The 18,767-nt window shown below is 32.2% G+C and carries 31 protein-coding genes and 1 tRNA gene; 19 read left to right on the top strand and 13 right to left on the bottom strand.

What is annotated here, in order from left to right; all coding sequences use genetic code 11:
* Positions 1–26: 26 nt before the first annotated feature.
* Positions 27–161 carry a hypothetical protein gene (locus tag ACN4EE_RS07905; protein ID WP_431705872.1) on the bottom strand — a complete coding sequence of 45 codons (135 nt, stop codon included), beginning with the start codon at positions 159–161 and terminating at the stop codon, positions 27–29.
* A gap of 30 nt (positions 162–191) precedes the next feature.
* On the opposite strand from ACN4EE_RS07905, the gene ACN4EE_RS07900 reads away from it, so the two are divergent.
* The 3 genes from ACN4EE_RS07900 to ACN4EE_RS07890 are packed head-to-tail and all read left to right on the top strand — an operon-like array spanning position 192 to position 2,602.
* Entirely contained in the window at positions 192–716 is a 525-nt protein-coding gene (locus ACN4EE_RS07900; protein WP_431705871.1) for a DNA-binding protein, read from the top strand.
* Between the two features lie 31 nt (positions 717–747).
* Entirely contained in the window at positions 748–1,401 is a 654-nt protein-coding gene (locus ACN4EE_RS07895) for an SDR family oxidoreductase (protein ID WP_431705870.1), read from the top strand.
* Between the two features lie 16 nt (positions 1,402–1,417).
* The gene (locus ACN4EE_RS07890; protein WP_431705869.1) at positions 1,418–2,602 is read left to right on the top strand and encodes a YcjF family protein; all 1,185 of its coding nucleotides are present in this window, start codon (positions 1,418–1,420) and stop codon (positions 2,600–2,602) included.
* A 41-nt stretch (positions 2,603–2,643) separates the two neighbouring features.
* On the opposite strand, the gene ACN4EE_RS07885 is transcribed toward ACN4EE_RS07890, so the two are convergent.
* Complete coding sequence (locus ACN4EE_RS07885; RefSeq protein ID WP_431705868.1) at positions 2,644–2,790, bottom strand: hypothetical protein; 147 nt, start codon at positions 2,788–2,790, stop codon at positions 2,644–2,646.
* Between ACN4EE_RS07885 and ACN4EE_RS07880 the strand changes: the two genes are divergently transcribed.
* Positions 2,773–2,949, top strand: a complete 177-nt coding sequence (locus ACN4EE_RS07880) for a DUF6888 family protein (RefSeq protein WP_431705887.1) — start codon at positions 2,773–2,775, stop codon at positions 2,947–2,949. The two genes, ACN4EE_RS07885 and ACN4EE_RS07880, sit on opposite strands and share 18 nt — an antisense overlap.
* The gene (locus ACN4EE_RS07875) at positions 2,949–3,161 is read left to right on the top strand and encodes a DUF6887 family protein (protein WP_431705867.1); all 213 of its coding nucleotides are present in this window, start codon (positions 2,949–2,951) and stop codon (positions 3,159–3,161) included. The genes ACN4EE_RS07880 and ACN4EE_RS07875 overlap by 1 nt, the downstream gene beginning before the upstream one ends.
* Before the next feature lie 92 nt (positions 3,162–3,253).
* Here ACN4EE_RS07875 and ACN4EE_RS07870 read toward each other — a convergent pair whose 3' ends face one another.
* The 3 genes from ACN4EE_RS07870 to ACN4EE_RS07860 are packed head-to-tail and all read right to left on the bottom strand — an operon-like array spanning position 3,254 to position 3,943.
* Complete coding sequence (locus ACN4EE_RS07870) at positions 3,254–3,451, bottom strand: hypothetical protein (protein ID WP_431705866.1); 198 nt, start codon at positions 3,449–3,451, stop codon at positions 3,254–3,256.
* 43 nt (positions 3,452–3,494) lie between these two features.
* Complete coding sequence (locus tag ACN4EE_RS07865) at positions 3,495–3,713, bottom strand: type II toxin-antitoxin system HicB family antitoxin (protein WP_431705865.1); 219 nt, start codon at positions 3,711–3,713, stop codon at positions 3,495–3,497.
* A complete protein-coding gene (locus tag ACN4EE_RS07860; RefSeq protein WP_431705864.1) occupies positions 3,710–3,943 on the bottom strand; it encodes a type II toxin-antitoxin system HicA family toxin in 234 nt (77 codons plus the stop codon). Before ACN4EE_RS07860 ends, ACN4EE_RS07865 begins: the two co-directional genes overlap by 4 nt.
* Before the next feature lie 188 nt (positions 3,944–4,131).
* Here ACN4EE_RS07860 and ACN4EE_RS07855 point away from each other — a divergent pair, with 188 nt between their 5' ends.
* Positions 4,132–4,329, top strand: a complete 198-nt coding sequence (locus tag ACN4EE_RS07855) for a type II toxin-antitoxin system HicB family antitoxin (protein WP_431705863.1) — start codon at positions 4,132–4,134, stop codon at positions 4,327–4,329.
* Positions 4,326–4,424: a type II toxin-antitoxin system HicA family toxin gene (locus ACN4EE_RS07850; RefSeq protein WP_431705862.1), complete on the top strand. Its 99-nt coding sequence runs from the start codon at positions 4,326–4,328 to the stop codon at positions 4,422–4,424. Before ACN4EE_RS07855 ends, ACN4EE_RS07850 begins: the two co-directional genes overlap by 4 nt.
* Before the next feature lie 190 nt (positions 4,425–4,614).
* Here ACN4EE_RS07850 and ACN4EE_RS07845 read toward each other — a convergent pair whose 3' ends face one another.
* The 3 genes from ACN4EE_RS07845 to ACN4EE_RS07835 all read right to left on the bottom strand — a co-directional run bounded on the left by ACN4EE_RS07845 (position 4,615) and on the right by ACN4EE_RS07835 (position 7,145).
* Positions 4,615–4,995: a hypothetical protein gene (locus tag ACN4EE_RS07845; RefSeq protein WP_431705861.1), complete on the bottom strand. Its 381-nt coding sequence runs from the start codon at positions 4,993–4,995 to the stop codon at positions 4,615–4,617.
* Positions 4,996–5,077: 82 nt separating this feature from the next.
* Positions 5,078–6,067: an NADAR family protein gene (locus ACN4EE_RS07840; protein ID WP_431705860.1), complete on the bottom strand. Its 990-nt coding sequence runs from the start codon at positions 6,065–6,067 to the stop codon at positions 5,078–5,080.
* Between the two features lie 22 nt (positions 6,068–6,089).
* Positions 6,090–7,145: a phosphoribosyltransferase-like protein gene (locus tag ACN4EE_RS07835; protein ID WP_431705859.1), complete on the bottom strand. Its 1,056-nt coding sequence runs from the start codon at positions 7,143–7,145 to the stop codon at positions 6,090–6,092.
* A 156-nt stretch (positions 7,146–7,301) separates the two neighbouring features.
* Here ACN4EE_RS07835 and acnB point away from each other — a divergent pair, with 156 nt between their 5' ends.
* The 8 genes from acnB to ACN4EE_RS07795 all read left to right on the top strand — a co-directional run bounded on the left by acnB (position 7,302) and on the right by ACN4EE_RS07795 (position 13,060).
* Complete coding sequence (gene acnB, locus ACN4EE_RS07830; RefSeq protein ID WP_431705858.1) at positions 7,302–9,914, top strand: bifunctional aconitate hydratase 2/2-methylisocitrate dehydratase; 2,613 nt, start codon at positions 7,302–7,304, stop codon at positions 9,912–9,914.
* A 474-nt stretch (positions 9,915–10,388) separates the two neighbouring features.
* Positions 10,389–10,721 carry a hypothetical protein gene (locus ACN4EE_RS07825; protein ID WP_431705857.1) on the top strand — a complete coding sequence of 111 codons (333 nt, stop codon included), beginning with the start codon at positions 10,389–10,391 and terminating at the stop codon, positions 10,719–10,721.
* Between the two features lie 58 nt (positions 10,722–10,779).
* On the top strand, positions 10,780–10,932 hold the full coding sequence (locus ACN4EE_RS07820; protein ID WP_431705856.1) for a hypothetical protein: 153 nt from the start codon (positions 10,780–10,782) through the stop codon (positions 10,930–10,932).
* 5 nt (positions 10,933–10,937) lie between these two features.
* The gene (locus ACN4EE_RS07815) at positions 10,938–11,420 is read left to right on the top strand and encodes a hypothetical protein (protein WP_431705855.1); all 483 of its coding nucleotides are present in this window, start codon (positions 10,938–10,940) and stop codon (positions 11,418–11,420) included.
* A 91-nt stretch (positions 11,421–11,511) separates the two neighbouring features.
* Complete coding sequence (locus ACN4EE_RS07810) at positions 11,512–11,931, top strand: XisH family protein (RefSeq protein ID WP_431705854.1); 420 nt, start codon at positions 11,512–11,514, stop codon at positions 11,929–11,931.
* On the top strand, positions 11,916–12,251 hold the full coding sequence (locus tag ACN4EE_RS07805) for an element excision factor XisI family protein (protein WP_431705853.1): 336 nt from the start codon (positions 11,916–11,918) through the stop codon (positions 12,249–12,251). Before ACN4EE_RS07810 ends, ACN4EE_RS07805 begins: the two co-directional genes overlap by 16 nt.
* Before the next feature lie 75 nt (positions 12,252–12,326).
* The gene (locus ACN4EE_RS07800; protein WP_431705852.1) at positions 12,327–12,611 is read left to right on the top strand and encodes a hypothetical protein; all 285 of its coding nucleotides are present in this window, start codon (positions 12,327–12,329) and stop codon (positions 12,609–12,611) included.
* Positions 12,611–13,060, top strand: a complete 450-nt coding sequence (locus ACN4EE_RS07795) for a type II toxin-antitoxin system VapC family toxin (RefSeq protein WP_431705851.1) — start codon at positions 12,611–12,613, stop codon at positions 13,058–13,060. The genes ACN4EE_RS07800 and ACN4EE_RS07795 overlap by 1 nt, the downstream gene beginning before the upstream one ends.
* On the opposite strand, the gene ACN4EE_RS07790 is transcribed toward ACN4EE_RS07795, so the two are convergent.
* Positions 13,057–14,412 (bottom strand): NB-ARC domain-containing protein, encoded by a 1,356-nt coding sequence (locus ACN4EE_RS07790; RefSeq protein WP_431705850.1) that lies wholly within the window; start codon positions 14,410–14,412, stop codon positions 13,057–13,059. The two genes, ACN4EE_RS07795 and ACN4EE_RS07790, sit on opposite strands and share 4 nt — an antisense overlap.
* Positions 14,413–14,606: 194 nt before the next feature.
* Between ACN4EE_RS07790 and ACN4EE_RS07785 the strand changes: the two genes are divergently transcribed.
* The 4 genes from ACN4EE_RS07785 to ACN4EE_RS07770 all read left to right on the top strand — a co-directional run bounded on the left by ACN4EE_RS07785 (position 14,607) and on the right by ACN4EE_RS07770 (position 16,535).
* On the top strand, positions 14,607–14,834 hold the full coding sequence (locus ACN4EE_RS07785; RefSeq protein WP_431705849.1) for a hypothetical protein: 228 nt from the start codon (positions 14,607–14,609) through the stop codon (positions 14,832–14,834).
* A gap of 99 nt (positions 14,835–14,933) precedes the next feature.
* Positions 14,934–15,917 carry an MvdC/MvdD family ATP grasp protein gene (locus ACN4EE_RS07780; protein ID WP_431705848.1) on the top strand — a complete coding sequence of 328 codons (984 nt, stop codon included), beginning with the start codon at positions 14,934–14,936 and terminating at the stop codon, positions 15,915–15,917.
* 137 nt (positions 15,918–16,054) lie between these two features.
* The gene (locus ACN4EE_RS07775) at positions 16,055–16,327 is read left to right on the top strand and encodes a BrnT family toxin (protein WP_431705847.1); all 273 of its coding nucleotides are present in this window, start codon (positions 16,055–16,057) and stop codon (positions 16,325–16,327) included.
* Positions 16,328–16,331: 4 nt separating this feature from the next.
* Complete coding sequence (locus tag ACN4EE_RS07770; protein WP_431705846.1) at positions 16,332–16,535, top strand: hypothetical protein; 204 nt, start codon at positions 16,332–16,334, stop codon at positions 16,533–16,535.
* 87 nt (positions 16,536–16,622) lie between these two features.
* On the opposite strand, the gene ACN4EE_RS07765 is transcribed toward ACN4EE_RS07770, so the two are convergent.
* The 4 genes from ACN4EE_RS07765 to ACN4EE_RS07750 all read right to left on the bottom strand — a co-directional run bounded on the left by ACN4EE_RS07765 (position 16,623) and on the right by ACN4EE_RS07750 (position 18,616).
* The gene (locus ACN4EE_RS07765; protein ID WP_431705845.1) at positions 16,623–17,021 is read right to left on the bottom strand and encodes a hypothetical protein; all 399 of its coding nucleotides are present in this window, start codon (positions 17,019–17,021) and stop codon (positions 16,623–16,625) included.
* 325 nt (positions 17,022–17,346) lie between these two features.
* Positions 17,347–17,431 (bottom strand) — tRNA-Ser (locus tag ACN4EE_RS07760).
* 38 nt (positions 17,432–17,469) lie between these two features.
* The gene (gene cofG, locus ACN4EE_RS07755; protein ID WP_431705844.1) at positions 17,470–18,384 is read right to left on the bottom strand and encodes a 7,8-didemethyl-8-hydroxy-5-deazariboflavin synthase subunit CofG; all 915 of its coding nucleotides are present in this window, start codon (positions 18,382–18,384) and stop codon (positions 17,470–17,472) included.
* Positions 18,362–18,616, bottom strand: coding sequence for a hypothetical protein (locus tag ACN4EE_RS07750; protein ID WP_431705843.1), 255 nt, complete (start codon positions 18,614–18,616; stop codon positions 18,362–18,364). Before ACN4EE_RS07750 ends, cofG begins: the two co-directional genes overlap by 23 nt.
* Positions 18,617–18,767: the final 151 nt, after the last annotated feature.

The raw sequence follows: 18,767 nt of genomic DNA, 5'->3' as shown, positions 1-18,767 counted from the left end.
GGTTGGCAAGTAAAAGAGCCTAAAGGTCATGCACATATTTGGGGTTCTTTGTATTGCCCTAAAAATGATCCTAATTGCTGTAGTGGACGTAATTGTATTTTAAATATACATTGCACTCCCAAAAATCCCACTAACCATGCTAAACAACTAAAAAAAGCCATAAATGATTGTATTTATAACGAAAAAAATATATGAAAGAATTTAATTTTGCTTTAATTTTTGATTTTCATAATCCTAAAATTGATCCAGATATTTATAGTGATGCTTTATATGAAGTAGGATGTAGTGATGGACTATTTGCAGTAGGAAAAAAAGGTTCAATAGCCATAGATTTTATTAGAGAATCTGAGTCAGCTTATGAAGCTGTATCAAGTGCTATTAAACAGGTAAAATTTGTTATTCCTGAATCTGATTTAGTTTATATTTCTCCTGATTTAGTAGGTATTAAAGACTTAGCAGAAATTTTTGAATGCAGTCAAAAAAAAATAGAAAAATATACTTTAAAAGAGAGTTTTCCTAATGCTTTTTATAGCGTATCTCAAAGTTTATGGTACTTAGAAGATGTATTAAATTGGTTTAAGAAACATACTGATTTAACAATAGATTCTAGTGTTGAAGAAATAGCTAAATTAGCAAGAATTATTAACTTAGAATTAAATAAAAAAAATAAAAGTCCACAAATAATTAAACAAGCGCAAGAATTAGTTACTATTTAATTAATCATAAAATTATCGGAGAGATTGCAAAATGAAAGTATTTGTAGCAGGAGCAACAGGGCAAACTGGCAGAAGAATAGTATCTGAGTTGGTGAAACGAGACATCTCTGTTTGCGCTTTAGTGAGGGATGAAAATAAGGCTAAAGAGATTTTACCGAATCAAGTGGAGTTAATTGTGGGTGATGTGCTTAATCCTGATTCCTTTTCTTCTGCTATAGCTGACTGTAATATCGTAATTTGTGCCACTGGTGCGACTCCTAGTTTAGACCCAACGGCTTTTTATAGGGTAGATTATGAAGGTAGTAAAAATCTCATCAATTTAGCGAAGAAACATAATATCGATAAATTTATCTTTGTGACTTCTTTGTGTGTGTCAAGATTTTTTCATCCTCTCAACTTATTTGGCTTAGTTTTATTCTGGAAAAAACAAGCGGAAAATTATTTAATCAATAGTGGTTTAAATTATACGATCGTACGTCCTGCTGGATTAAAAAATGAGGATAATCAATACCCGCTAATAGTTAGTGGTGAAGATACCTTATTTGAAGGCTCAATTCCTCGTATTAAAGTAGCAGAGGTTTGTGTAGAATCAATATTTTATCCTTCTACCAATAAGCGTATTTTAGAAATAGTTGCTCAAGAAAATGCTGAGACTAAAAATTGGGATGAGTTATTAGCAGTATAGCTAGGGTGTTAAAATTATGAACTTATCATCTATTAAAAATACAGCTAAAAAAACCCTTGATTTGTTTAAGGTTGATGAAGCCCAAATCGCTGAATTATTAGAATCCGTTCGATCGAATTTACCCACCACTGAAGCCTTATTAATAGGCAAACCCCAAGCTGGAAAAAGCTCGATCGTGCGAGGATTAACGGGAGTTGGAGCTGATATTGTGGGGCAAGGTTTTCGCCCCCATACCGAGTTTACTAAACGTTATGCCTATCCCTCCGAAGAATTACCATTACTGATTTTTACCGATACGGTAGGATTAGGAGATGTTAATAAAAATACAGAGCAAATAATTCAAGAATTGACTACTGAATTAGACATCGAAACAAAAAGAGCAAGAATCTTGATTTTAACAATCAAAATTAATGATTTTGCTACAGATACTTTAAAAATTATTGCCGAAAATTTAAGAAAAAAATATCCGCAAATACCATGTTTATTAGTAGTCACATCTCTCCATGAACTTTATCCCGATTTAACCCTCACACAACATCCCGAATACCCTCCTAATTTTCCCGATATAGAAAGGGCATTTACGGAAATAAAAAACACCTTTCAAGGATTGTTCGATCGAGCTTTACTCATTGATTTTACCTTAGAAGAAGATGGATTTAATCCCGTATTTTATGGATTAGAAAATTTGAGAGATTCTTTAGCGGAATTATTGCCTTCTGCTGAAGCAAAAACCATTCATCAACTATTAGATGAAACCGTCAATTCTGAGTTAGGAAATTTATACAGAGACGTAGCTAGACGCTATATTTTAGCCTTCAGTATCATGGCGGCTACCCTTGCCGCAGTGCCATTGCCTTTTGCCACCATGCCCGTTTTAACTGCCTTAGAAGTTACAATGGTAGGGATGTTAGGGCAACTTTATGGGCAAACTATTACCCCATCTCAAGCAGGAGGGATTATCAGTGCCATCGCAGGGGGTTTTTTAGCCCAAGCCATAGGGAGGGAGTTAATTAAATTTGTACCGGGGTTTGGTGCAGTGGTAGCGGCGAGTTGGGCTGGTGCTTATACATGGGCATTAGGGGAGGGCGCTTGTGCCTATTTTGGGGATATTATCGGCGGTAAAAAACCCAATCCTGACAAGATAAAAGAAGTGATGAAAAATGCTTTTGAAAACGCTAAAAAACAGATGAAGGAAAATTAAGAATGAAGATTCTTTTAAAATTATAAACTATTAAAGTTCGCTCACAAAGAGGCACGACTCGCTCGAACCTCCCAAACTCCAAAAATTCGATATAATCTTTTAAATTTAGAAATTGCCAATTTTTCATCGGGTAATTTATTCCCTTTTTTCCGTGCAGTTTCTAACCATAAATCTTTAACAATAATCAATTAGAAGGTCTTTATCGAATATGTTACTATTTAACTTATCGAGCTTTTCAACCAATTCATCTTATTTGCATTGATGAAAGAACAAAAAATTTGTTTATTTTGGCAGGGGATGAAGAAAATATTGAAATTGAAATTACACCAATAGGAGAAGTGATTTAATGGATAACATCAATTATTCTACTATGTCAGATCAAGAATTAAGAGAATATTTTTTAGCAAATCGGGATAATCAATTAGCCTTACAAGCCTATTTAGAAAGAAAAAATAGTCAACCCAGAAAGATAATTGCTACGGTTGGGGATACCGATTTTGATACTAAGATAGAAAGTGCAATTCAGAAAAAATTAAAAGTTCTTCCTAAGAGTCAATAACATAAAATCGATCGAACCTCATAAACCAAAAAGATGCGATCACGAAGTGGCGCTGCGCGATCGAATCGTTGTCAATTTAGAAATAATCAACACTAATCATAAGTGAATCTAACTCCGTCTAAATGAGAGAAAAGATTAAATTCAGGATCATTATTTACATCTTCGGCAATTTGATTAATTATAGGGCTTAAAATCTTAGCTCTTTCTTCAATAGAAAGTTTTACTAATTCTTTAATGGAATAAGTTTTTTTATTATTTTGATTTTTATGAACTATCGTAATATTTACCATGATTACTTTTTCTTGATATGTTATTATAGGCTCGATGTTAAAGTTATAAACTTAATGTTTTAACTTGAGAAATTGCTAATTTTTCATCGGGTAATTTATTGCCTTTTTTCCGTGCAGTTTCTAACCAGAAATCTCTAACAATTATCAATTCTTCTAATGTTTCTTGTAATGTTTCTCCTTGGGCAAGACATCCTTTTAAACAAGGTATTTCTGCCACAAATCCGCCTTCTTCACAAGGATAAATAACCATTGGATAATTCATTTTGACTGTCCTTCAATTAATTCTATTACTCTTTTAACATATACTGATTTTACTCGGTTACGATGAACAGGGATCACAAAAACAATATCACCTTTCTCAAAAATATGATGACTTCCTGTAATTCGATCGAGAATAAATCCCTCTAACTCTAACAGTTTACTAATATCGTTAAAAGTTATGTTGTTGAGGCTATTTTTAAGTTTATCAAGTAGTTTTTCTTTTTTCCCCATTCTTCAAAATATTTTTTGATTTCTATATTATATTAGTATAATAAATTAGGTTCGATCGCACCTCCTAAACCAAAAAAATGCGATCGCACTTTAACCAAGATAAAAAAAAGACCACATTTTTGATTCTACTTAAAATTTAGTATGATAAAAAGTAACCCTTTTAACTCAATAAAATATGAGAAATCAATATGAGACTTAATGTGATTTTAGAACCTAGCGATGAAGGTGGTTACACTGTTTATGTTCCGTCTCTACCCGGCTGTATTAGTGAGGGGGATGATATAGAAGATGCTTTAACAAATATTCAAGAAGCGATCGAACTTTATCTTGAATGTGATCCAATTCCCCATGAAGATGGTTTAGTTGTCAGAGAATTAGTGATATGAGTAAAGTTCCTAGTCTTCCCTATTCCAAAGTTATTAAGGCTTTGAAAAGAGATGGTTGGATTGTAATTCGTCAAAAAGGTAGTCATATTCGTTGAGAAAAAACTTTTGATGATGAAGTGTTGAGAATAACTGTACCAGCTAACATTCCCGTTAAACGTTCAACTTTATCACGCATTATTAAACAAGCTCGATTAAATGTTGATCAATTTCTTGCCCTACTATAAGCAAAAACCGATCGCACCTCCTAAACCAAAAAGATGCGATCGAAACTCTTAATTTTTACTGTTAAACTCTTTGTAAATACTGATATTTATTATTCTCTAAATATGAGAGTATTTCTTGAAATTTTTTTAAAGGATAATAATAAGTTTGATATTCTTCTTTTGAAGGAGAGTCTCCTAATGATTGCAACATATTTTTACTTTCCTCAATAATTTCCTCTTTGAAAAAATCAATAAATCTGTCTCTATTCGTAATCTTGCCCTTTTCTAAATCAACAAGATCAATTTCAGCTTCTTCTCCATCAATGCTAATCTTGTTTTTATGGGAAGTTCCTATTTCACCAAATCCTGATTCAATTAATTTTTCATAAAAGTCTTGACTAAGTTCGATCGTTGAAGGTTCAACTTCCCCATTTTTGCCATAAAAAGTAATATCAAGAGACATTATTCTACCTCCTCTGCTTCTGATTCTAAAAATTATTATTCCTCGATTTTACAATTTAAAGAATACTCTATAATCTAAAATTTTATTTTAACAAAAAAAGTTGTTTAATCTCCGATTCTAATTGCTCATTATTTATTTGTTTTTCTGTTGATCTCAAGACATATAAAGTTTTATTTTTTTGTTTATTAACATTAACAAATCCTTTGTCTTGAGCAAGACTTAACCATTCTTTCATTTGCCCTTGAGTTATAGTAGGAAAATGCTTTAAAATATCTTTTAAAATTGTCGGTTTAATCAAAATACTATTTAACTGAGGTATAACATAATCATCAAAAATATTGTTAATTAAATTTTGTTTATTTTCTGAAGGTAAAGATACTGTTTCTCTATCAATGATTGTTTTATCTACATTTAAATTACTACCTCTTATTTCCTCATATTTATAATCAAAAATTGAAGGCATAATTAATTCATTATTCCGTTGAGATTGATCATCTTTAAAAATACTTTGTATTAATTGATTACATAAATAAAAATTTTTGATATTTAAGGGATTTATTTTTTCTAATTTTTCAGGATTATATTTTATATCTTCTCTAAGTTGCATCAATAATCTTCCCAGTGCATTAACACCAGATAAAGTTTCATAGTCAACAGATAATGCTCCCCAAAAGTCATCTTTATGAGAATCTTCCACAATTGGTTTATCTCCAGTAGCTAATAATAAAGACGAAAAACTATCCCAATTTTGTACCAATTTAACACGCAAACACCAATCCATAATTTTAACTCTCACATTATCCCAATCAGAGCGAGATTGATCACGATAAGGTTTACTTTTCATTTTTGCCGTCATCGGACTATTTTGGGCGATAATTAATTTTTGAACTTCTGGTAAATGAGGAAAACGACAGGCTTGATAAAGAGCTTCTGAAGTCCTTATGTATATTCCATTTACATTAAGAGGATAACCCGCCGCCATATTAGATAATCCACCAAATGCTTCTTTGGTTTTACGAAAAGTTATACATTCGCTTCTTTTATATTTTCTAATTTGAGAATTTGACGGCATAATTTGATTAATCTAAAATTAACTAAAACATTATTATACTAGACTGTTCATTCACTTTTCGAGGAAATAAAGGATACCATTGACTAAATGGATGACTAGAAGAATAACTTGGATCACCCCACCACAAAACCAATGGACAATTATTAGCTATATTACGATAGGTAATAAAGATAGAACCAAATCCGAGAGATTCTAAATATTCATAACCCATTGGACGCATGGATTTTTGTCTATTTTTTGGCAATGAACAGATGTAAGCCCCCTTTTTCAAAAATGCTTTTTCCACAATATCTCTATTTTGGGGCGAAGAAAAAAGTGTTTCTTGTGAAGGAACATGATCAGGACGAAATAATCTAGGATTCCATCCCTTTTGTTGCGCATTATTTGAAACTAAATTGACAAAATTAAAAACATAATTATCATTAGTAACTTCTTTTGACCATAAACAATCATATTTATCGGAATTAAGATCATTATTCTCAAACTCAACAGAATAAAAGTAATGAGGTAAATCAATATTTTTCTTTTTGGCTACTGTTTGTAATCTTTTAAACATGTATTTAATCCCAGAAGAATGACAGGCAAGAAATACAAAATATATTTGGCAATTAGATAATTTATTTTGTGAAAGTAATGATTCTAAATCATGAACTACAGTATTACCAGAAAAAATACAATCATCTAAATATATAAAGCCTATAGGAGAAGAAATATTCTCATTTATGATTGTTCCATATTCGTTATATGCAACATTACTGGCTAATTTAATTAAATCTTTCTGACTACTTCCTTTCCTTTGAATATTTAAAAAATTAGTACATGGAATTGTTGAAGAGGGATTTTCTCCAAATATATCTTGACGCTTAAATATTGCCTTCAAAAAAGATACCGTTTTTGATTTGGAAAAATAATACTTTGACAATAAATTATTTATTTCGTAAAGAATTATTAATTGATCTTCTTTCTCAAACTGAGAAACCCATTTATCTACATGATCAGGGGTAATAGGCGAAATTTCTCCCTGACGATAATCTTTGATCGTATTAGCTATTGATGCTAATAAATTTTGACGATTCATTTTTGAGTGTCTGTCTTATATTAAATGTTAATTAATTCCATTATATTCAAGAGATCGCTTCTTAACCTACTCGATACATTGAATACAAAACCCCTGTTCATGACCTTGATATGCTTAAAATAGTAAATTATTGTAAAAAATATAAGCATAAATACTATGACTTGGTTAGAAACATACCATCAACACGTTCAAGAAAGAGCCAAATTGGGCATTCCCCCCTTACCCCTTAATGCCGAACAAACATCCCATCTGTGCGAAATGTTGCAGAATCCCCCAGAGGAATTAAAAGAAGAATTAATGATGTTACTGCGCGATCGCATCCCTCCCGGAGTGGATGAAGCATCCTACGTCAAAGCAGGGTTTTTAACCGCAGTCGCAAAAGATGAATTAACCTCTCCCATCATCTGCAAACAAGGAGCAGTGAGCTTATTAGGTACAATGATGGGAGGTTATAACGTGCAATCCCTCATCAGTTTATTAAAATCAAAAGATAGTAACGTTGCCGTCGAAGCCGCTAACGCCCTCAGTAAAACCCTCTTAGTATTCGATGCTTTTAACGAGGTATTAGAATTAGCTGATGTTAACCCTTACGCTAAACAAGTCATTGACGCATGGGCAAATGGTGCATGGTTTATCAGTAAACCCAAAGTGCCTGAATCCATTACTGTCACTGTGTTTAAAGTCGAGGGAGAAACCAACACCGATGACTTATCTCCTGCACCCCACGCCACCACTCGCCCTGATATTCCTTTACACGCCTTGGCAATGTTAGAGTCAAGAATGCCAGAGGGGTTAGAAACCATTGCTAAATTAAAAGAAAAAGGACATCCCGTTGCCTATGTCGGTGACGTAGTGGGGACAGGTTCTTCCCGTAAGTCTGCAATCAACTCCGTATTATGGCATATTGGTAATGAAATTCCTTTTGTCCCCAATAAAAAATCTGGTGGCTATGTCTTAGGTGGTAAAATTGCCCCTATCTTCTTCAACACTGCCGAAGATTCGGGAGCGTTACCCATCGAGTGCGATGTCAACAACTTAAACACTGGGGATGTCATCACTATTTACCCCTACGAGGGCAAAATCACCAACGAAAACGGCGACACCATTACCACCTTTACCCTCAAGCCTGACACCATTTTAGACGAAGTGAGAGCTGGGGGACGCATTCCTCTCTTAATTGGACGTGCCTTAACTGATAAAACCCGTCAAGCGTTAGGATTAGAACCTAGTAAGCTATTTGTAAGACCGATCGCACCGGCGGATACTGGTAAAGGGTTTACTTTGGCTCAAAAAATGGTAGGAAAAGCCTGTGGAGTGGAAGGAATCCGCCCCGGTACTTCTTGCGAACCAATGATGACTACTGTAGGTTCTCAGGATACCACTGGACCTATGACTCGTGATGAGTTAAAAGAATTGGCTTGTTTAGGATTCAATGCTGACTTGACTTTACAAACCTTCTGTCATACCGCCGCCTATCCCAAACCCGTTGACATCAAAACCCATAAAGAATTACCTGATTTCTTTTCAACCAGAGGGGGAGTTGCCTTACGCCCAGGGGATGGTATCATTCACTCTTGGTTAAACCGTATGTTATTACCCGATACAGTAGGCACAGGAGGCGATTCTCACACCCGTTTCCCTCTCGGTATCTCTTTCCCCGCAGGTTCGGGTTTAGTGGCATTTGCTGCGGCTTTAGGGGCAATGCCTTTAGATATGCCTGAGTCGGTGTTAGTGAAATTTACTGGTGAATTGCAACCGGGGGTGACTTTACGAGACATCGTTAACGCTATTCCTTGGGTGGCTATGCAGGAAGGTAAGTTAACCTATGGCAAGGGTGATAAAATCAACGTTTTTAACGGGCGTATCATGGAAATGGAAGGCTTACCCGATTTGAAAGTTGAACAGGCTTTCGAGTTAACGGACGCTACGGCTGAACGCTCTTGTTCTGGTAGTACAATTAAACTAAGCGAGGAAACTGTTGCTGAGTACCTTCGATCAAACGTCAGTTTAATGAAGAATATGATCGCACGGGGTTATCAAGATGCTCGTACTTTATTACGTCGTATTGCCAAGATGGAGGAATGGTTAGCGAATCCCTCTCTCATGTCTGCGGATGAAAATGCTGAATATGTGGATACGATTATCGTTAACCTCAATGAAATCAAAGAGCCGATCGTCGCTGCTCCTAATGATCCAGATAATGTTAAACTGATGAGCGAATGTGCAGGGGATAAAATCGATGAGGTGTTCATCGGTTCTTGTATGACAAATATTGGACATTACCGTGCGGCGGCGAAAATCCTTGAGGGTGCTGGACGCATTAAGTCTGTATTATGGATTTGTCCTCCTACCCGTATGGATGAGCAACAGTTGCGCAATGAAGGAGTTTACGGCGTATTTGCGGCGGCAGGTGCAAGAACGGAAATGCCGGGATGTTCTCTATGTATGGGTAATCAAGCAAGGGTTGAAGATAATGCTACAGTTTTCTCGACTTCTACTCGTAACTTTAACAACCGTATGGGTAAAGGTGCAAGGGTTTATCTTGGTAGTGCTGAGTTAGCGGCAGTATGTGCTTTATTGGGTAAAATTCCTACGGTTGAGGAGTATTTAGCCATTGTTACCGAGAAAATCGATCCTTTCAAGGGCGAATTATACCGTTACTTAAACTTTAATGAGATTGACGGATTTGAAGATGAAGGGCGAGTAATTCCCTTAGATCAAATGCCGAAAATCGAGGACATTTTAGGTATGCCAGTCAGTGCTAAATAATTAACTTTTGGGTGGGCTAAATGCTCACCTAAGATTATATAATAAAGTAACAATCTAAACTGTGTTGTCTAAATTCTAAATTACAATAGCTATATACAATTTTAAAGTGCTATGAATTTTTTACTTAATTTCTTTGTAACCTTAACTATGTTTACTTTTTTAGCATTCCCTTGGACGATTTTTTCCATTGTTTTTTTTCTGGTAGCTAGTATTTTATGTATCATACCAATATTGGGTTCGATAGTTGTATTTATTGGTATGATGATTTATATAGTGTGTAGTTGCATTATTCTGTCAAAGGTTTGGTCTAACTTATGGTTATATGGGGAATATAGACTTACTGAAACGTTTGATGAAATTACATTGTGGCTAACCAAATCATCGACTTAATATCTCAAGATAAAATTTCTGAACAATAAAATAAATAAATTTATGTCGATTACAATTTTAGATTAATTATTGAGGTAAATACAAATGATTCAAATGATTGTCGGTTGGGTAAGAGATTTTTTTAATGATTCTTCAAATGTTGTCGAGTTTCATGAAAAAGAAAAAATAACCCCTAGTAAAATGGGCTACAAGTTTGAGCATGAGGAGTTAAAACGATTAATGAAACGCTTAAAAGGATTTGAAACTGTTGAATTTACTGATGCCTACGGTTCTCTATTAACGCCAGAAATTATTGAAAATAGATTTGGTTCTGATGGTGGCATTGATTGTATTATTCATATTGTTGCACCAACTGAGAAAGGGGCAAGTAATGTTGCAACTCGGATAAGAAATATCATTGTCAAAGGAGATTATTAAGCTCATGGCGAAACGTAAAATTGCAATAGAATACAAAAATAGACATCTAACAAGACCAATGTTAGATCAAATTATTGGGGCTCAAACTCGCACTAATCCAGATGCTACCGAAATTATCATTAGATGTCGTACTGCAGCAAAAACAGCCTATGATGCTATTAGTGAATATCCTATTCGTATAACAATAGTAGCTAGAGAATCTACTCCTTAAAAAATATGACTTATAATCTTAATTATGCAATTACCCTAAATAAAGATGATAATAATTGTATTGTTTATGACTCTAAAAGTTTTGATGATAATCCCATTCCTATTACGACAATAAGAATTATTAATTTAATTGAAAACTTCATACATTCTTCAGTATTTGAAAAAGTAGGGATTGTGGAAGAAAACTCAATGAATAAAAATACTGACTTCAAACAAAATAAATATACATATCTTAAAAGTTTATCAGGAGAAGCATATATTGCTGATGTTGGAAAATTACAAAATGAAGATTCTAAATCTTTAAATAACTTCAAAGAAAGTCTGGTAGATGTTATTAAAAATATAGGGCAAAATATATCATCAGACAATTTTTTAGATATTAAACAAATTGATAACTTCTCGACATTGCGTGAAATTATTGAAATAAGGAATTACATGATGAAAATTACTAATAAGAAAAAAGGTTACTTATTCATCATCAATATTTAATTGAATATATGTCATCAGAAAATATTGCAACTGTCACTAAAATAATGGAATCTTTCCTAGACTCAATTCAAAGATACTTTACAATAAGGTAATGTCAAAAAGAGACAGTTTACATTTATCCTTGCGTCATGCTTTAGAAAAAGATGGGTGGAAGATTACGGATGATCCTTTAATTTTAGTTCTGGAAAATACTTTACTAAAAGCTGATTTAGGGGCTGAAAAATTCTTTACAGCAGAAAAAAATAATCAGAAAATTGCCGTTGAAGTTAAAGATTTTGATTCTTCTTCAGTGATTAGTGAATTAGAAAAAACTATCGGACAAATGCAATTTTATCAATGGGCTTTAGAAGAACAAGAACCAGATAGAAAATTATTTTTAGCAATTAGTCAATCTTTATATTTAAAACATTTCCAAAAACCTATTTTTCAATTAGCTATCCAACGAAATAAAATCAATTTAATTATTTTTGATTCACAAAAAGAGGATATTTTACAATGGATAAATCAATAAAATATGCTGATATTTTAACTCAAGTTTTAAGAAAACAATCGGCTATTCAACCACGATTACAAAATTTAAAAATTAGTTCTGTGTGCGATCGAGATACGGGACATTTTTTAATTATTATGACAGGTTGGCAAAAAGAATCTTGGCGAAATCAAATTTTATTTCATGCTCGTTTAATAGACGATAAAATAATAATAGAGGATGATAATTTTGAGGAAGGATTAACAAACATTCTCATTCAAGAGGGAATTGATTATAAAGATATTATCACAGAGGTTGAGCAAATGCCGAAAATCGAGGACATTTTAGGTATGCCAGTATAATATGTAGGGTGGGCTAAATGCTCACCTTAACCACAATTTGAAAAATAAAGCTAAATAATGATGAATAACTTTCAAATGACAGCAACTAAACAAAGACTAGATTTGTTAACAGAAATTCAAGCAACTCCTGAAGAATATATCCCAGAATTATTAAATTTTGTGCGTTTATTTCGTCAAAGTATGCTGACAAAACAAACATCTATTAATACTTGGGATAATGCTATTAATCAAATTAATAAGATTGATCAAAATCAAGAAAATATTACACAATTATTTGAGTCTTGGGCTGAATTAGATGATGAAAATGAACAAAAAGAAACTTTAAAAATTATTGAATCTCTGGAGAATGTTTCAATTTAATGAGTAAAGTTATTTTATTAGATTCTGCACCAGTGGGATTAATTACTAATCCTAAAGCTAATCCTTTAGCCCTGCAATGTCAACAATGGTTTTTAAGTTGTGCTACTAAAGGTTATCAAATGATTTTACCGGAAATTATAGATTATGAAATTAGACGGGAATTATTAAGAGCAAATAAAGTTTCTGGTATTAGAAAATTAGATCAATTAAAGTCAGAAATTATCTATCTTCCTATTACTACAGAAGTGATGTTAAAAGCGGCAGAATTATGGGCTTCTGCAAGGAAACAAGGTAAACCAACGGCAGATAATAAAGCCTTAGATGGAGATGTAATTTTAGCGTCTCAAGCAATTTTAGTAGCAAATTATGGACATGAAGTAATTGTAGCGACAAGTAATAAAAAGCATTTATCTTTATTTGTTGATGCTAGAGAATGGCAAGAAATTTAACAGCTATTTGTATGAAAATTTCTAACATATTCTTGAAAAATAGGAGATAATTTAAAGCTAATTTTATCCTCCTTAATTTTTTTAATTAAATACCTATTTTGTAGTGACTGTAAACCATTATTAAAGTCCACAGAAGATAAGTTTAAACTTTGTCTTAAATTTTCCCTTGTAATGGGTTGCTCAACTTTGCTTAATTGTAAAACTATTTCTTGTTCTGGCGGTGATAAATGATTAAATATTTCTCTAAAATGACACTGCATTTGATTCGTAATTAATAAAGTATTCTCTACTAAAAAATCCCCTACTTCACCATCATAGTTATTATTAATTAATAAAGCAACACTTTTTAAATAAAATAAATTACCCTCGTATAAATTAATTAAATCTAACCAACTATCTTCATCTTTTAAGCCCCAATTTTTTAGTAATTCTATCTCAAATAAACCTGATAATTTTAAGCAATTAATTGAATATAATTCCTCATCTAAACATTCCATTTCTGTACATTTTTCTTGACTAATTAAAATGATATTGCTTTGATGGTTCGTTTCTGTAATCATTTTAAAAAAGTTTTGATAATCTTGATATTCACTTTGATATTGCCCCGCAAATTTACCCCGAATAAATAGATTCTGCACATCGTCAAGGATAATTAAACATTTTTTATGAGTAAATATATTGAATAATTGTTTTAATTTAGCTTGTATATTTTCTTTAGATTCTTGTTGACAAAGTTTCAGAAAATCATTAATTAGTGAGTCTAAAGACTGAGGATATTTTAAACTTTTCCAGATAATTACTTCAAATTGATCTAAGTTTAAATCAATAAATCTTTTCACTAAATAACTTTTACCAATGCCTGATAATCCTAATATTGAAATTAAACGGATATTTTGATTAAATATCCAATTAGAAAGGGTTGTTAATTCAGTTTCTCGGTTATAAAATTTAATGATTTGAGAAGCTAAGGTTAAATCGTGGTAAGTTGATTGATTGATAATATTGTCTTCTAGTTTATCTGAAGATTCTTTACTATGATTAGGACAATAATTTATATTATTATTATTTCCAAGACTAACTAAATGATTATGATTATTTACAACTCTTTCAAGAGTCCAACAAAAATTATTTTTATTAATATCTTCTCCTAAAGACTCGGATAAAATTTTTAATAATTGTGAGCCAATATTTCTAACTCTACTTTCACTTAAATAACATTTATCAGCAATTTCTTGATAACTATTATTTTGCCAAACTCCTTCTATTATTAACTGCTGAGTCTTATCTAAATGTTTTCCAGTGTGATCAAAAACCAAGTCATCTGCAAAATGTAAAATTTTTTTAATATCCATAAAACGTCACTATAATAACTATTTGCTTAATCATCTCTCAATTTTTTAGTATTATTTTAAGATAACAGTATTATTTTAGGATAAAATCATTAACATTTTGTAATAAAAGATAAGATAAAACAAGATTTTTTAAGATATTTATAGAGAAGTTTTTCGATTAAGCTGTAATTGTAACCAAAAATAGATTAATTCACATGATTGTTACTAAAACTATCGACAAAAACGCCTCTAACAGAGTAGTGCCTCTTATGGCAGCTTTCCCTTACAAAATCCAGCTTGAAAATACCGATCAGCGTGGTGATTTTATTGAATACAATCCTGCGTTGCAATATACCATTGCAGGTAGTGGCTCGTCAACTTCTTCATTTGATGAAAGTGCTGGTAGACTCGATTCCATAAGAGATACTAAGCAGGATGACTAAATAATTGGTTTTAAAACCATAAAGACATTTTCCTAAAGATGCTGTATTGCTATCAGTATGGCATCTTTTTTTAGTGGATTATTTAATAATTAAAAGAATATGATTTTAATTTTTACAGAAAAGAAAGATACCCACGTTAACAAAGTTGGTGAATATTTTAATAAAGCAAATATTTCTTGGTTTAGGATTAATACTGAAGATTTTTGTGATAACATTAGTCTTACTATTGAACCTACTAAAAATAAAAGTTTACTAAAGATAAAAGATAGTAATTTGGTTTTTCCTTTAGAGTCAATTAAAGCAGTATGGTATCGTAAACCAGCCCCCGTTGATGTTTCGCATTTTAATTTAGATCAAGCAAATTTAGACTACATACAAGGGGAATTTAATCAGGTAATTGATGGCATTTATGCACTTCTTCATGAGCGATTATGGATTAATAATCCCCTGACTTCACGTTTAGCACATCGTAAACCTTTACAGCTAAAAATAGCGAATGAACTTGGTTTTATTACCCCAAAAACTTTAATTACAAATGAACCTGAAAAAGCCTTAGAATTTGCTGAAAGTATAAATTGGGATTTAGCTATAAAATCATTAGGTGCGATATGTGTAAATAGTAGCTCTGATGAGGAAAACGCCGAATTAAATTATGGACTTTTTACCCGTAGAGTTAATAAAGAGGAACTTTTAACTTTACAAAATAATATTGCTTATATGCCAACAGTTTTTCAGGAGTATATAGAAAAAGATTATGAACTAAGAATTACCGTAGTCGGAGAACAAATTTTTGCCTGTCGCATTGAGAGTCAAAAAGAAAGTTTAAGTTCTGAAGATATGCGTTTTAATATCAGTAATTTATCTCACAAAATTTGTGATTTGCCTTCAGAAATTAACGAAAAATTATTAGCTTATTTAAAAACTTATAATTTGAATTTTGGTTGCTTTGATTTAGCGGTAAATAAAAATGGTGAATATATCTTTTTTGAGTGTAATCCTAATGGACAATGGTTGTGGATAGAAAAATTAACCGATGCTCCTATTAGTAAAGCGGTTGCTAATTTATTAATCAATAATATCTAAAATATTTATCTTTATTTTTAAGATTTGTTGGGTTGCACTTTGTTTAACCCAACCTACATTTTGGCGGTGAAGTTCGATCGAGCTTTTGGGGAGAGTTCGATCATTGATGATAAATTTATTATTATTTGCCTTTATGTATGGAATTTGAATGGGATAAACAAAAAGCTAAATTAAATTTATCAAAACATGGTATTTCATTTGAAGAAGCTCAAACTGTTTTTGATGATCCGTTATATGTTGATTTTTATGATCCTGACCACTCAGAAGATGAAGATCGTTATATTATTGTAGGAGAATCATCAAATAGTCGTGTTTTGTTAGTTTCTTATACTGAAAGAGGCAATAAGATTAGACTTATTAGTGCTAGACAAGTTACTAAACAGGAATTAATGGCTTATCGAGAGGGTTAAAGTAATGGAAGATAAACTTAGAGACGAATATAATTTGAGAAGTTTAAAAGTTAGAAAAATGGGAGCTAAACGTAAAACATTTAGTGACAATATTATTAAATTAGATTCAGATGTTGCTGAAGTTTTTCCTGATGCTGAATCTGTTAATGAGGCTTTAAGATTTTTAATTAGAATTACTAAAGAAAATAAAGATAAAGCTATATTTTAGTGGCGATCGCACTTTTTATGGAGTTTTAGGGGTGCGATCACGCAGTGCCACTTTTAGTGATCGCACATTATAATTCTTTCTAATCATTTAATTTTTAACAGTTAATTGTTGTTTTTGTTGTAAAAATTCAGCAAAATCTCTGACTTGTAAAACTACATTATCTGGTAAAGTTTCTAACAAAGCGTTTAAATGTTCTTTTACCCCCATAATTTCCCTTGCTGAAACCGTTAAAATCATTTGATGTTTATAAACAGTTTCTACTGCTAAAGTTTGCATAAAAGCATCTTTTTCATCTTTATTTGCTGTGATAAAATTTCCCTCAGCATCATATTTTACCCAATTTCCAAATAATTCTACTAAATAAGCCTCGCCATTATTAAAAACCTCAACAATTGTTCCAATGGTTTCTTGAGGTGCAATGCCACCATCTGTTAAAGATATATTTTCAGTTAATTTAACATTATCAAATAATTGAAATTGAGTCACTATAAACCTCCTAATCTATCAGGAAAAGCTGTCACCAACTTAGCGACATTCTCATTAAATAGGAGGTGCTGAAAAAGTATTTTGATGAGGGTAGGTATCAGGTATCAGGTGTCAGGTTAAAGAATGAAAAACCAAGATTTTGAAGCGTTATCTCTTCAACAAATACACAGGTGTATTGTGAATAATCAGATTTGAAATGCCCTGTTTTTGAGTAAAAATTGCCAAAAATTCACACTTTTTTGTGAATATAGTGTGCCTAAACCATTGATTTTAATAACCTTTCTGATTTATTCAGCAAACCCTAAATAAGACAATCCAAACAGAACGGAGAGGGTGGGATTTGAACCCACGGATTATTTCTAATCACTCGATTTCAAGTCGAGCGCGATCGACCACTCTGCCACCTCTCCAGCAATGAGTAATAACCATTATAACAAAAAATCTGTTATTAATCTATATTAACCCAAGAATAATATTGAGGATATACTGGTAAACGGGGTTTTAATTCCCAACCACCTTGAGAGAGTATCATGGTTAGTTTATCAAGGCTGTGATGATGATAGTCGGGGTTTACTTCGTCTTTGGGTACTATTCCTCCTAAATCTCTTACTCCTAAGTCTAAACACTTTAATAATGCTTGTTCATTATTGATTAAATTAGGCGGAATTTGTATCGTTACACTTTCTGGTAATATCTCCCGTGCGATCGAAATCACCTCAAATATTTCTGATAAAGACACAGACTCCCCTAAAAATTTTTCTTGTGAACCTTTCACATAGGGTTGTAATATAACCTCTTGAATATGTCCCCATTTTGCCTGTATTGTGGTGATCGAGCCTAAAGTTTCAATTCGATCGTCTAAAGTCTCACCTATACCTAAAAGAAGCCCAGTAGTAAAAGGAATTTTTAGCTTACCTGCCCATTCCAACTGTTGTAATCGTAATTTGGGAATTTTTGTAGGTGCGTGACGATGAACTGTATTTAACAGATTAGGGGTTAACTGTTCTAACATCAACCCCATAGATACATTAACTTCTTTGAGTAAAGCCATTTCATTATAACTTAAAACTCCCGCATTAGTGTGAGGATAAAAACCCATTTCTAAAGCTAATTTTCCTAAGTCATAAAGAAGTTGTATCCATAATTTTCTGCGAAAGGATTTAGGGTGAATTTCTCCACTTAAAATTAAAATTTCTGTGACTTTTTTTCCCATAAGATTGGTTAAGATTTTTCTAGCTTCCTCTAATGTTAACCAGGGGTAAATATAAGGATCAGTCCTAAAATTACAATAAGTACAATTATTAAAACACTCATAAGTAGGTACGATGGTAAAAGCTGGACTATAGGTAATTATTTTTGACATTTTTTACTTGATTAACTTCTTCTTCCGACATCCAAGTTTCATCTTGTCCTAAAGAAATAATTTTTTCTTGTAATTTATCTAAAGTAAGAGTAGAAGATATTTTCTTTAACATAATCACATCTTCATTTTTCCGGACTAAGTATTCGTCACCCGGATTTAATTGTTGCTGAATATCAGGAGGAAATTCTAATTGTTTATTTTGATTGATACTAACAATAATTCCTTTCGTCATAATGACAACTTTATAAAATACCGATTATAACATTATATTTTAATAATTTAATAATATCGATCGAACTCCACCACCATTTTAACAGTTTTGTCATTGCGAGGTTACGAAGCAATCTCTCATATCTTATTCCTCGAACTCTATCACCATTTTA

Source organism: Geminocystis sp. CENA526, from assembly GCF_050753365.1.
Lineage (GTDB): Bacteria > Cyanobacteriota > Cyanobacteriia > Cyanobacteriales > Cyanobacteriaceae > Geminocystis.
Note: the sequence above shows the minus strand (reverse complement) of the source record. Positions and strands in the feature narration are given on the sequence as shown.